This is a genomic window from Shinella sp. GW821-FHT10F02 (genome assembly GCF_058809275.1).
Genome location: NZ_JBXASL010000001.1, coordinates 873,246 through 885,348, shown reverse-complemented (window position 1 = coordinate 885,348; position 12,103 = coordinate 873,246). Strand labels below are relative to the sequence as shown.

Below are 12,103 nucleotides of genomic sequence, written 5' to 3'. Positions count from 1 at the left end.
GCTCAGGCCTCCCGTTTCGTGAAGCGGGAGAGATCGACCAGCGAATAGACCGAGTTACGGAACATCAGGCTCAGCGCACCGGCAAACAGGATGACCAGGCCCTGGATGAGCATGATCAGTTCGCGGGTGATGTTCGGCATCCAGAACGAGATTTCCGCGCCGCCCTGGTAGAGCACGCCGAACAGGATCGACGCGATGCCGATGCCGACCGGGTGGCCGCGCCCCATCAGCGCGACGGCGACACCCACCAGGCCGATGCCTGCCGGAAAATCGAGTTGCAGCTTGCCGAGATCGCCCATCAGGATGTTGACGCCGGCAAGTCCGGCAAGCGCGCCGGAGATCAGCATGCAGACGATGGTGATCTTGAAATAGCTGATGCCGGCGTTTTTCGCCGCCGCGGGGTTTGCCCCCGTGGCGCGGATCTCGAAGCCGAGCTTGGTCTTCCAGATAAGGACCCAGACGAAGACGGCGGCAGCAAGCGCGATGAACAGGCTCACATTGAGCGGCGCCGTGCCGATGTCGATCGGCAGGATCGCGCCCAGCTTCGGCACGAGACCGCCGCTGTCGAAGAGGCGCGTCTGCGGCGCCATGCTGCCGGGTTCCTTGATCACATTGACCAGGAAATAGATCATGATCGACGAGGCGATGAAATTGAACATGATCGTCGTGATGACGAGATGGCTGCCGCGCCGCGCCTGGAGATAGGCCGGGATATAGGCCCAGGCGGCCCCGAACAGCATGCCGGCGGCGGCGGCCGGCACGATGGTGACGTACCAGGGCACAAGATGATCGAGCGCCAGGCAGACGAGCGCAATGCCAAGCCCGCCGAGATAGGCCTGCCCCTCCGCGCCGATCGTGAAGAGGCCGGCATGGGAGGCCACCGCGACGGCCAGCCCCGTGAACATGAAGCTTGTCGCGAAGTAGAGCGTGAAGCCGATCCCCTCGCCCGAGCCCAGCGAGCCCGCGACGAGATAACCGACGGCCTCCAGCGGATTCTGGCCGACGAACAGCACGACGAGCCCGGAAATCAGCAGGGCGACGGCGACGTTCATCAGCGGCAGCACGGCAAAGTCGACGATCTGCCTGATGGTGATAAAGCTGGCCACTTAGCCCCTCCCCTGTTCTTCTTGCGTGACCCCGGCCATCAGCAGTCCCAATTCGCGCTCCGAGGCGTCCGGGCTGACTTCGCCGACAATCGCGCCGTCGAACATGACGAGGATGCGGTCGGAGAGCGCCCGGATCTCGTCGAGCTCGACCGAGACCAGGAGGATCGCCTTGTTCTGGTCGCGCAGTTCGATCAGCCGGCGATGGATGAACTCGATGGCGCCAATATCGACGCCGCGTGTCGGCTGGCCGACCAGCAGCATTTCCGGATCGTGCTCGATCTCGCGCGCCAGAACGATCTTCTGCTGGTTCCCGCCGGAAAAGAGCGAGGTGCGCAGGCTCGGGTCGGGCGGGCGGATGTCGTAGTCGGAAATATAATGCTGGGCGTACTCCTGCAACTGCGCCCGCTTGAGCATCGGGCTCGTGCCGAATTCCGGACGGCGGTGATAACCGAGGCTGGCATTTTCCCTAAGCGGGAAGGACAGGATGAGGCCGATGGCGTGCCTGTCCTCCGGCACATGCGCAATGCCCGCTTCCCGGCGCTTGAAGGGACCGGCGGGGACGTCCTCGCCGTTCAGCAGGACCGTTCCCGATTCCGGCGCGCGGTTGCCCGCCAGCGCATCGAGCAGTTCGCTCTGGCCGTTGCCGGCAACCCCGGCAATGCCGACGATCTCGCCGGCGCGCACCGTTAGCGAAACATCCTTGACCATGCGCACGCCGCGCTGGTCGCGCACGTTCAGGCCTCGCACATCGAAGACGACCTCGCCCGGCTTCGAGGGCGACTTGTCGACGCGCAGCAGCACGCGCCGGCCGACCATGAGTTCGGCGAGGCTCTCCTTTGTCACGGATGTCGTCGGCGCCGTGGTGATCAACTCGCCGCGCCGCATGACCGAGACGGCATCGGTGGCATCCATGATCTCGCGCAGCTTGTGCGTGATGAGGATGACGCTCTTGCCCTCGTCGCGCAGCCGTCGAAGGATGCGGAACAGGTGATCGGCCTCGCTTGGCGTCAGCACGCCGGTCGGCTCGTCGAGGATCAGGATGCGCGCCTGGCGATAGAGCGCCTTGAGGATTTCGACGCGCTGCTGCACGCCAACGGGCAGGTCTTCCGTGATCGCCTCCAGATCGACCTGCAACTCGTATTCCCGCGCGAGGCGCTGGAGTTCCGCACGCGCCTTGCGCCGGCTGACGGCAAGGAAAGCGCCCTCTTCCGCGCCAAGAATGATGTTCTCCAGCACCGTGAAATTCTCGACCAGCTTGAAATGCTGGTGCACCATGCCGATGCCATGGGCAATCGCGGTGCGGCTGTCGGGAATCCTGACCTCCTGGCCGTCGATCCGGATCTTGCCGGCGTCCGCCTGGTAGAAGCCGTAGAGGATCGACATCAGGGTCGATTTCCCGGCGCCGTTTTCACCGACGATGCCATGAATGCTGCCCGCCCGGACGGCGAGATTGACGTCCCGGTTCGCAGCGACCGAGCCAAAGCTCTTGGTGATGCCGATAAGCTCCAGCACGGGCTGCGCGGCGCTGATTTCTGCTTCCATGGTCTCCTCCGGGCAAGACTCTGGCAGAGCAAGCGGGGCGAACGATCAGACGTTCGCCCCATGCATCTTCAGAGGGGGCACTTGTCGTCCGACATATAGTCGTGGACCTTGAGCGTGCCCGCGGCGATATCGTCCTTCGCCTTCTTGGCGGCGGCCTCGACTTCCGGCGTGATCAGCTTGCGATTGTGCTCGTCCAGCGACCAGTCGACGCCGTTTTCGGCAAGACCCAGCGACTGCACGCCGCCCGTGAACTTGCCGTCCTTGGCGTCCATCAGCGCGTTGTAGACCGCGACGTCGACGCGCTTAACCATGGAGGTCAGCACGGAACCCGGATGCATATAGTTCTGGTTGGAATCCACGCCGACCGAGAGTTTCCCGGCATCCGCAACCTTCTGCAGCACACCGATGCCGGTGCCGCCGGCCGCCGCGAAGATCACGTCCGCGCCCTGGCCCATCTGCGAGGCTGCGATTTCGCCGCCCTTGACCGGGTCGTTGAAGGCCGAGCCCGTCGTGCCGGTCATGTTGCGGATGATGTTCGTCGCCCCGCCGGCCGAGGCGCCCTGGGCATAACCGCAACCGAACTTGCGGATGATCGGGATGTCCATGCCGCCGATGAAGCCGACGGTCTTGCTCTTCGAGGTAAGGGCCGCGACCAAGCCGACCACATAGGAGCCCTGCTCTTCCTTGAAGGTGACGGAGCGGACATTGGGCAGGTCGATCACGTCGTCGAGCATCACGAAATCGACATCGGGGAATTCCTTGGCGACCTTGGCCAGCTGGTCCTTGTAGGCGAAGTTCGTGACGATGACCGGGCTGAAGCCGCGGCTCGCGAAGTTGCGGATGCCCTGCTCGGCCTGCGAATCCGCCTGCGCCTCGAAATCGCGATAGCTGGATCCGGTGTCGGCCTTGAACTTTTCCGCGCCGGTATAGGCCATCTCGTTGAACGACTTGTCGAATTTACCGCTCGTGCCATAGACGACCGCCGGATTGAAATCGGCCGCCGACGCGTTTGCGATGGTCGCGGCGAAAGCCACGGTTACCAGAAGACTTTTCAGCATTGTCATTCTCCTCCCTTGTCGACGGCTCCCCCGATGAGCGCCGTGAATTCCCACCAACTCATAATGTCTAGACATATTTTCGCAGATCGCACATGTCAACCGTTTTCCCCTTAGTTAAACGTGTACCTAAGCGAAGTTAAACGTGTACCTAGGAGCCGAGACCGTCGTCAAGTGCCTCTGGTCGGCATCAATTAAAGAGGAGGAAACAAGCGGCTTCGCGGGGCGCACACCAGACCGGCTAGGTCGTGGTGCGACTGACGACTTCGGGCGTGATCGTGATGGCGGCACCCTTGCGCTCGGGGTCTTCGAGGAAGTCGATCAGCGCATCCGTCGCGACGCGGCCCGAATGCGCGATCCGCCTGTCCACCGTCGACAGCGGATGTTCGAGCAGCGGTGCGAGATAGATGTTGTCGAAGCCGATCACAGCGCAGTCTTCCGGCACGCGCAGGCCCCGCTCGCGCAAGGCCACCATCGCGCCGATCGCCAGCATGTCATTCATGCAGCAGATCGCTGTAAACGGCGTGGTATCGAGCAGATCCAGCGTCGCCTCGCGTCCGAACCGGTGCTGGAACTCCTTGCAGCGGATAAGGTCCGGATCGAAGGCGATGCCGGCCTCCTGAAGCGCCTGCCGGTAGCCGGCCAGCCGGATCTGCGTGTTCGAGCGGTGCGCCGCGCCGCTGAGGAAAGCGATCCGCGTGTGGCCCTTCTCAATCAGGTGGCGGGTCGAATCGAAGGCGCCACTGCGATAGTCCGTGTCGACGGTGGCGACGAGTTCCGCCACCGGCCCGATTTCCCGGTCCATGCACACGACCGGAATGCGCAGCGCCCCAAGCAATTCCGTATCGGGGATGACGTCGCTTGCGGCGAGCAGCAGTCCGTCCACGCGATGCCCGGCGAAGGCCGTCAGGTGTGACGCCTCGATTTCCGCCACGCCGCCCGTGCTGCAGGCGAGCGTCGTGTAGCCGCGCAGGCGTGCCGCGTCGTCGCAGGCCCTGACCAGCTCGGTGAAATAGGGGTTGAGGATATCGGGAACGATGATGCCGATGACATGGGACTTGCGCATGACCAGCGAACGGGCAAGCGAGTTCGGCGTGTAGTTGAGCTCGCGGGCGAGCGCCCAAACGCGCTGGCGGGTTTCTTCGCCGATGAACGAATCTTTCCGGTTGAGGACCTTGGAGACGGTCGCCGTGGAGACGCCGGCACGCCTGGCAATGTCCTTGATCGTGACTGTCACAAACCCTCGCCGCTGCTCACCCTTGGCATCCACGTCGTTCTACCAGCGTCGTCCCGAAGCGTCCACCGGCGTCTCCGCCATGCAGCAGGAGCATGCCTACACTGCAAGCATATGCATTTTATCCGGGCATAGGATTGCTTATGTAATGGGCAACACAAAAGGAGTTGATCATGAACGTTTTCGCAAAGCTCAAGAAGTACAACGCTGAACGCCGCGCCGTGCGCGAACTGGGTGCCCTCGACGACCGCGCCCTCCAGGACCTCGGCATCTCGCGTTCGAACATCCGTTCCGCCGTTGCCGGCCTCCTGGTCCTCGGCTGATACGACGCCCGGGAAGCCGGGCGCGGGCCGATGGCCTCTGAAAAAATTCAAGTAAAAGGGCGACTGTTTCCGACAGCCGCCCTTTTTGTTTTCAGGAACCGGCCGTGGCCGCAAGCAGACCGGCCAGCGGCGACGGTTCCGGCGAGAAGGCGTCATAGGCGCAGGGTGCTGCGAAGATGACGGCCGCCAGCATCAAGACGAGGATGCGTTTCATCGAAACCTCTACCGTCCCGGCCCGTCAGACGAGCGCCAGCACGACGTCGATATTGCCGCGCGTCGCCTTCGAATAGGGGCAGGTCTGGTGGGCTTCGTCGATCAGGGCGCGCGCGACGTCCGGCTCGATGCCCGGCAGGCTGACGTTCAGGCGGGCCTGAAGGAAATAGGCGTCGCCCGCCGTGCCGAGGTCGACTTCGGCATCGATGGCGGTTTCGGCCGGCAGGCGGATCTTGCGTTTGCCGGCGGCAAGACCGAGCGCGCCGATGAAGCAAGCGGACCAGCCAGCGGCAAAAAGCTGCTCGGGATTGGTGCCGGGCTTGCCGCTGCCCGGAGGCGAGAGGCGCACGTCGAGCTGCGTATCGTCGCTGCGGGCCGCGCCGTCGCGCCCGCCGGTGGTGTGGGTCCTGCCGGTGTAGAGAACCTTTTCGATCTTGGTCATGAGGAAACTCCTTCGTTCTGTCGCACGCTGCGACGTTGTTGACGAGCGTGGTTTTGACGGATCGACGTATCCGGCATGTTTCCGGAAAAGACGGAAATGTATCAGAGCGTAGCGCCCGCCCGCGGGGCTACCTTTTCATACAAATGCCCGGGCAAGCCGGGCATTTTTCAGGGCAGCGAGACTTCCGCCGCGAGCCCGCCGCCGGGCCGATTGTAGAGCCGCACCGCGCCGCCGAGCGACACGGCGAGCTGCTGGGCGATGGCAAGGCCGAGGCCCGAACCGCCCGTCTCGCGGTTGCGCGATTGCTCCAGCCGGAAGAACGGCTGCATGGCCGCCTCCAGCTTCTCCTCCGGTATGCCCGGCCCCTTGTCGAAAACGGTGATGACCGTGCCGCCGTCCCCGCCCCGCTCGACGCCGATCTCGGCGCTGCCGCCGAACTTCAGCGCGTTATCGACGAAATTAGTGAGGATGCGCCGCAGCGCATGCGGCTTGGTGGCGACCGTGCCGGAGACCGTGCCCAGCACCGCGACCGCCTTGCCCATGTCCTGGTAGTCATAGGCGATGCTGTCGATGAAGGAGGACAGGTCGATGCGCGAGGGTTTCTCGCGATTGCCATGGGCGCTGCGGGCATAGGCGATGCCGTCCTGCACCAGCCGCTCGATCTCGCCGAGATCGCGCACCAGCTTGTCCCGCTCGGGCGTGTCGTCGGCCATGTCGGCGCGCAGCCGCATGCGGGTGATCGGGGTCTGGAGGTCGTGCGATATCGCGGCGAGGATCTGCACGCGCTCCTCCAGATAATGCGCGATGCGGCCGCGCATGGCGTTGAAGGCGCTCGCCGCATGGGCGACCTCGCTCGGCCCCGTCTCGCCAAGCGGCAGGCCCGGCTGGTTGGGGTCAAGCGCATCGGCGGCCGCGGCCAGCGTTTCCAGCGGCCGCACCGCCTGGCGCACGGCATACCACGCACAAAGCACCAGCAGCGCCATCTGCACGATGAAGACATAGGGCAGCCAGTCCGCCAAGGGCATGATGCCGCGCGGCGTGATATCGATCGTCAGCGGGTTGCCGTCGCTCAGCGTCAGGTGCGCCTGCAAGCGCATCACATCACCCGGAATGGCCTCGACGCGCAGCGGAAAACGATGGCCGACCGCCTCCTCGATGCGGGCGGCAATCTCGGCGCTGCGGAGCGAGGTATCCGGCACGCCGGGCAGGCCTTCGCCCAGCACGAAGCGGTAATTGCCGCGGCTGAGGCGATCGACGAGGCCGGCGCGATCACCCGCCGGGAGGCGGTCGAGCACGGCGATCGAGGTCGCCACGTCGTTTTCCAGCGTGCCCAGCATCACTGCCTTCGCCGACATGTAGCGCTCCAGGTAGAGCACGGTGAAGGAGAGGCCGTAGGCAAGCACCAGCCCGACGAAGAGGATCAGGAAGATCCGGGCGCGCAGCGTGCTCGGCCAGGGCAGCGCGGCCATCATAAGCGTGGTTCCGAAATCTCGACCGGCACGGAAAACACATAGCCTTCGCTGCGCACGGTCTTGATATAGGTGGGCTCGCGCGCCTCGTCGCCGAGCCGCTGGCGCAGACGGCTGACCAGAAGATCGATGGAACGGTCGAAGAGATCCGCATCGCGGCCCTGCGTCAGGTTCAGGAGCTGGTCGCGGTTGAGCACGCGCTGAGGATGGTCGATGAAGACGCGCAGCAGGCGGTATTCGGCGCCGCTCAGCGCAATCGCCGTGCCTTCCTTGTCGAGAAGATGCCTAGCGACGGTATCGAGCCGCCAGTCGCCGAAGGTCAGCAACTGGCCGGCCTCGCTGATCTGGAGATTGGGCGGCAGCATGCGCGTGCGCCGCAGCACCGCCTTGATGCGGGCAAGCAGTTCGCGCGCCGCAAAGGGTTTCGCCAGATAGTCGTCGGCGCCCATTTCGAGGCCGATGATGCGGTCCATCTCGTCGGTGCGCGCCGTCAGCATCAGGATCGGCGTCGCCTTGTGTTTTCCGGCGCGCAACTCCCGGCACAGCACGAGCCCGTCATCGCCCGGCATCATCACGTCGAGCACGATGAGATCGACGGTGTTCGCCTCCAGAAAGGCGCGCATCTGCCGGCCATCGGCGGCAATGCTCGCCCGCAGCCCGTTTTTTGTCAGATAGGAGGACAGCAGCTCGCGGATTTCACGGTCGTCGTCGACGATCAGGATATGGTCGATATGCTCCATGGACGGACTTTCGAAAGCGCTCGTGGCGGCCCATCTGCCGCCACCCTGTTCTAGACCCTGCACCCGCTCCCGCGAAGGGGAGAAATCGCTCACAACCGGACGACGTCGAGCACGGCCTGTGCAAACGCCTCCGGCGCCTCCTGCGGCAGGTTGTGGCCGATGCCGCCGGTGATTGTACGGTGCGCGTACTTTCCGGTGAATTTTTTGGCATAGACGGTCGGATCGGGATGTGGCGCGCCGTTCGCGTCCCCTTCCAGCGTGATCGTCGGAATGGCGATGGAGGGAGCCTGTGCGAGTAGGCTCTCATAGGCGTCGAATTGCGCCTCGCCCTCCGCAAGACCCAGCCGCCAGCGATAATTATGGATGGTGATGGCGACGTGGTCCGGATTGTCGAAGGCGGCCGCCGAGCGCTCGAAGGTCGCGTCGTCGAAGGCCCAGGTCGGCGAAGCGCTGTGCCAGATCAGCTTTGCGAATTCACGCGTATTGGCGGCGTAGCCGAGGCGTCCGCGCTCCGTCGCGAAGTAGAACTGATACCACCAGGAGAGTTCCGCGGCCGGCGTCAGCGGCTTGGCATTCGCCATCTGGCTGCCGATCAGGTAGCCGCTGACCGACACCATCGCCGTGCACCGCTCGGGCCAGAGCGCGGCCATGATGTTGACGGTGCGCGCGCCCCAGTCGAAGCCGGCGACGATCGCCTTTTCGATGCCGAGCGCATCCATCAGCGCGATCATGTCGGCGGCCAATGCCGACTGCTGGCCGTTGCGCGGTGTCTCTTCGGACAGGAAACGCGTGGTGCCGTAACCGCGGAGATAGGGCATGATCACCCGGTAGCCGGCAGCCGCCAGAATCGGCGCGACATCGACGAAGCTGTAGATGTCATAGGGCCAGCCATGCACCAGCAGGACCACCGGGCCATCCGCCGGACCATCCTCGGCATAACAGATATCGAGCACGCCGGCCTTCACCTGCTTCAGCGCCGGAAAAGACGTATGCGCCTTGGTGGTGGACGCCTTCATCATGGACGACTGGGCATTGGCGATGGCGGTAGCGCCAAACTGGGCGGCGGCGAGTGTAACGGCTGCGAGACCGAAAAAGCGGCGGCGCTGGTGGTTGATCGTGTCGGACATGGGCTTTCTCCTGAAGGGATCGAACATGGCGCCAAGAAAGCCGGCCCGATGTATCGCCGGTGTGTTCGCCTCCGGCCACTATTGCATGCCCGTGTAGCCTCCGCCCCTCCGGATACGTTCTGATACAAATCCCAACCGGCGCCCCCTTCCTACACTTCGGTACAAATCCGCCCGCTCCCGGACACATCCGGGATACGTCGCGCCGGCCATATCGCTGCCATTGCTGGCCGCGTCGTCGTCCAGCGCCCGAAACCCCGGTTCAAAGGAAACGATGATGACGCTCTTTGTCATTGCCTATCTCGGCGGTGCGCTGACCATTCTCAGTCCGTGCATCCTGCCCATCCTGCCCTTCGTCTTCGCCCGCGCTGGCCAGCCGTTCCTCAAAAGCACGCTGCCCATGCTGTTCGGCATGGCGGCCACCTTCGCGCTGGTCGCGACGCTTGCGGCGGTCGGCGGCAGCTGGGCGGTCCACGCCAATGAATATGGTCGCCTCGCCGCAATCGCGCTGCTCGCCATCTTCGGCGTCAGCCTGCTGTCACCCCGCATCGCCAGCATCGTCAGCCGCCCGTTGGTCGATCTCGGCAACAGGCTGCTGAACGCCTCCGGCCCCTCGGCTTCTGGAAGCACCGCGGCACGCTCGCTGCTGCTCGGCATCGCCACCGGCCTGCTCTGGGCGCCCTGCGCCGGCCCGATCCTCGGCCTCGTGCTGACGGGTGCCGCCCTTCAGGGCGCCAATCTCGAAACCACATTCCTGCTTCTCGCCTATGCGGCCGGTGCCGCCAGCTCGCTTGCCGTCGCCCTCCTCGTCGGCGGCCGGGTCTTTGCCGGCATGAAGCGCTCGCTCGGCGTCAGCGAAAGGGTCCGCCAGGCGCTGGGCGCTGCCGTTCTGGTCGGCGTCGCCACCATCGCGCTCGGCCTCGATACCGGCCTCCTCGCCCGCCTCTCCTATGCCAGCACCGCGACCTTCGAACAGGCCGTGCTCGACCGCCTGCACGCCAAGCCGAAGAGGGAGATGGCCGGTGCGATCGTCACCGCCGCCGATAGCACGCAGTCCTTCCGCAGCGATCTGCCGCTTGAAGGCGCCGCCCCCTCGTTCGACGGCGCCGTGGAATGGCTGAATTCGCCGCCGCTCGACACTGCGGCGCTCAAGGGCAAGGTCGTGCTCGTCGATTTCTGGACCTATTCCTGCATCAACTGCATTCGCACCGTGCCCTATGTCCGCGCCTGGGCGGAAAAGTACAAGGACCAGGGCCTCGTCGTCATCGGCGTGCATGCGCCGGAATTCGCCTTCGAAAAGAAGATCGACAATGTCAAAAAGGCGGTCAGCGATTTCGGCATCGGCTATCCGGTCGCCGTCGACAACGACTACCGCATCTGGCGCGCCTTCGAGAACAGCTATTGGCCGGCGCACTACCTGATCGATGCCGAAGGACAGATCCGCTACCACCATTTCGGCGAGGGCAATTATGCCGAGACCGAAAAGGCGATCCAGGACCTGCTGCGCGAAGCTGGCAGCAACATGCAGGCAAGTGCGGCCGTAACGCCCGACACCAAAGGTGCCGAGGCCGGCCCGGACCTCAAGAATATCCGTTCGGGCGAAACCTATCTCGGCTACCAGCGCACGACGAGCTTTGCCTCTCCAGAAGGCATCACCGCCGATGCGTCGCAGACCTACTCCGTCGCGGAACCGAGCCTGAACGCCTGGGGCCTCGCCGGAACCTGGACCGTGCATGCCGAGCAGGCAACGCTCGACCGCCCCGACGGCCGCATCGCCTATCGCTTCAGCGCCCGCGACCTGCACCTCGTGCTCGGGCCGGGCGCCGATGGCAAGCCGGTGCGCTTCGAGGTAACGATCGACGGCAAGCCCCCCGGCGCCGATCACGGCGCCGATACCGACACCGCCGGCCGCGGCACGGTCTCCTCCACGCGGCTCTACCAGCTCGTTCGCCAAGCCGCGGCGGTGGAGGCGCGCACCTTCGAAATCCGTTTCCTCGATCCCGGCGTCGAAGCCTACGCCTTCACCTTCGGCTGATCCCAAAGACCCTTGAACCACAGGAGAAAACCATGACCCGCAACATCCTCTCGACCCTCGCCCTCGCCTTCGCCACCAGCGTCATCGCCTTTGCCGCGCACGCCGCCGAGGTTAAGAACATCGTCATCGTACACGGCGCGCTAGCCGACGGCTCCGGCTGGCGGAAGGCGACGGATATCCTCACGGATCGCGGCTTCAACGTCACGATCGTGCAGCAGCCGATCACCTCACTGGCGGACGACGTCGCGGCCACCCAGCGCGTGCTCGACCTCCAGGACGGGCCGACCCTGCTCGTCGGCCACAGCTACGGCGGCATCGTCATCACCGAGGCGGGCCGTGACGACAAGGTCGCCGGCCTCGTCTATGTCGCAGCCTTCCAGCCGGACAAGGGCGAGAGCCTGCTCAGCCTCGCAAGCTCGAAGCCGGCAAGCGGCATGAACATCCGCGAAACGAAGGACGGCAAGTTCCTCTATATCGACCCCGTGGCCTTCCCCAACGATTTTGCCGCCGACCTGCCGAAGGACGAAACGGCCTTCCTCGCAAGGTCCCAGGTCTTCGCCGCCAAGGAAGCCTTCTCCGCAAAGGCCGGCGACCCCGCCTGGAAAAACAAGAAAAGCTGGGCGATCGTCGCGACCGAAGACCGCTCGATCAACCCCGACCTCGAACGCGATATGGCCAAACGCGCCGGCAGCATGGTCACCGAGATCAAAGCCAGCCACGCCGTCTTCGCCTCGCAGCCGGAGAAGGTTGCCGACGTGATCGATGCGGCTGCTAAGGCACTTTCGGAATAACATTGGGCCGAAAAACCTGAAAGGCCGGC

General features: G+C 64.7%; 12 protein-coding genes. 3 read left to right on the top strand and 9 right to left on the bottom strand.

Features of this window, described 5'->3' with window-relative positions:
• Positions 1-2 precede the first annotated feature (2 nt).
• The 4 genes from AC1RWL_RS04090 to AC1RWL_RS04075 form a co-directional block, all read right to left on the bottom strand.
• Positions 3-1,052 (bottom strand): ABC transporter permease, encoded by a 1,050-nt coding sequence (locus tag AC1RWL_RS04090; RefSeq protein WP_493093836.1) that lies wholly within the window; start codon positions 1,050-1,052, stop codon positions 3-5.
• Between the two features lie 54 nt (positions 1,053-1,106).
• Complete coding sequence (locus tag AC1RWL_RS04085) at positions 1,107-2,648, bottom strand: ABC transporter ATP-binding protein (RefSeq protein WP_493093118.1); 1,542 nt, start codon at positions 2,646-2,648, stop codon at positions 1,107-1,109.
• Between the two features lie 68 nt (positions 2,649-2,716).
• Positions 2,717-3,706, bottom strand: a complete 990-nt coding sequence (locus tag AC1RWL_RS04080; protein WP_493093119.1) for a BMP family lipoprotein — start codon at positions 3,704-3,706, stop codon at positions 2,717-2,719.
• Between the two features lie 238 nt (positions 3,707-3,944).
• Positions 3,945-4,940 carry a LacI family DNA-binding transcriptional regulator gene (locus AC1RWL_RS04075; protein WP_493093120.1) on the bottom strand — a complete coding sequence of 332 codons (996 nt, stop codon included), beginning with the start codon at positions 4,938-4,940 and terminating at the stop codon, positions 3,945-3,947.
• Between the two features lie 170 nt (positions 4,941-5,110).
• Between AC1RWL_RS04075 and AC1RWL_RS04070 the strand changes: the two genes are divergently transcribed.
• A complete protein-coding gene (locus AC1RWL_RS04070; RefSeq protein WP_256114806.1) occupies positions 5,111-5,260 on the top strand; it encodes a DUF1127 domain-containing protein in 150 nt (49 codons plus the stop codon).
• 91 nt (positions 5,261-5,351) lie between these two features.
• Here the strand turns inward: AC1RWL_RS04070 and AC1RWL_RS04065 are convergent, their stop codons facing one another.
• The 5 genes from AC1RWL_RS04065 to AC1RWL_RS04045 all read right to left on the bottom strand — a co-directional run bounded on the left by AC1RWL_RS04065 (position 5,352) and on the right by AC1RWL_RS04045 (position 9,251).
• Entirely contained in the window at positions 5,352-5,474 is a 123-nt protein-coding gene (locus tag AC1RWL_RS04065; RefSeq protein WP_256114807.1) for a hypothetical protein, read from the bottom strand.
• Between the two features lie 24 nt (positions 5,475-5,498).
• The gene (locus tag AC1RWL_RS04060; RefSeq protein WP_493093121.1) at positions 5,499-5,915 is read right to left on the bottom strand and encodes an organic hydroperoxide resistance protein; all 417 of its coding nucleotides are present in this window, start codon (positions 5,913-5,915) and stop codon (positions 5,499-5,501) included.
• A gap of 167 nt (positions 5,916-6,082) precedes the next feature.
• Complete coding sequence (locus AC1RWL_RS04055) at positions 6,083-7,387, bottom strand: ATP-binding protein (protein ID WP_493093122.1); 1,305 nt, start codon at positions 7,385-7,387, stop codon at positions 6,083-6,085.
• Positions 7,384-8,124 carry a response regulator gene (locus AC1RWL_RS04050; protein ID WP_493093123.1) on the bottom strand — a complete coding sequence of 247 codons (741 nt, stop codon included), beginning with the start codon at positions 8,122-8,124 and terminating at the stop codon, positions 7,384-7,386. Before AC1RWL_RS04050 ends, AC1RWL_RS04055 begins: the two co-directional genes overlap by 4 nt.
• 89 nt (positions 8,125-8,213) lie before the next feature.
• Positions 8,214-9,251 (bottom strand): alpha/beta fold hydrolase, encoded by a 1,038-nt coding sequence (locus AC1RWL_RS04045; protein ID WP_493093124.1) that lies wholly within the window; start codon positions 9,249-9,251, stop codon positions 8,214-8,216.
• A 274-nt stretch (positions 9,252-9,525) separates the two neighbouring features.
• Here AC1RWL_RS04045 and AC1RWL_RS04040 point away from each other — a divergent pair, with 274 nt between their 5' ends.
• On the top strand, positions 9,526-11,283 hold the full coding sequence (locus AC1RWL_RS04040) for a cytochrome c biogenesis protein DipZ (RefSeq protein ID WP_493093125.1): 1,758 nt from the start codon (positions 9,526-9,528) through the stop codon (positions 11,281-11,283).
• Positions 11,284-11,315: 32 nt separating this feature from the next.
• Positions 11,316-12,074 carry an alpha/beta fold hydrolase gene (locus AC1RWL_RS04035; protein WP_493093126.1) on the top strand — a complete coding sequence of 253 codons (759 nt, stop codon included), beginning with the start codon at positions 11,316-11,318 and terminating at the stop codon, positions 12,072-12,074.
• The last annotated feature ends 29 nt before the right edge of the window (positions 12,075-12,103 follow it).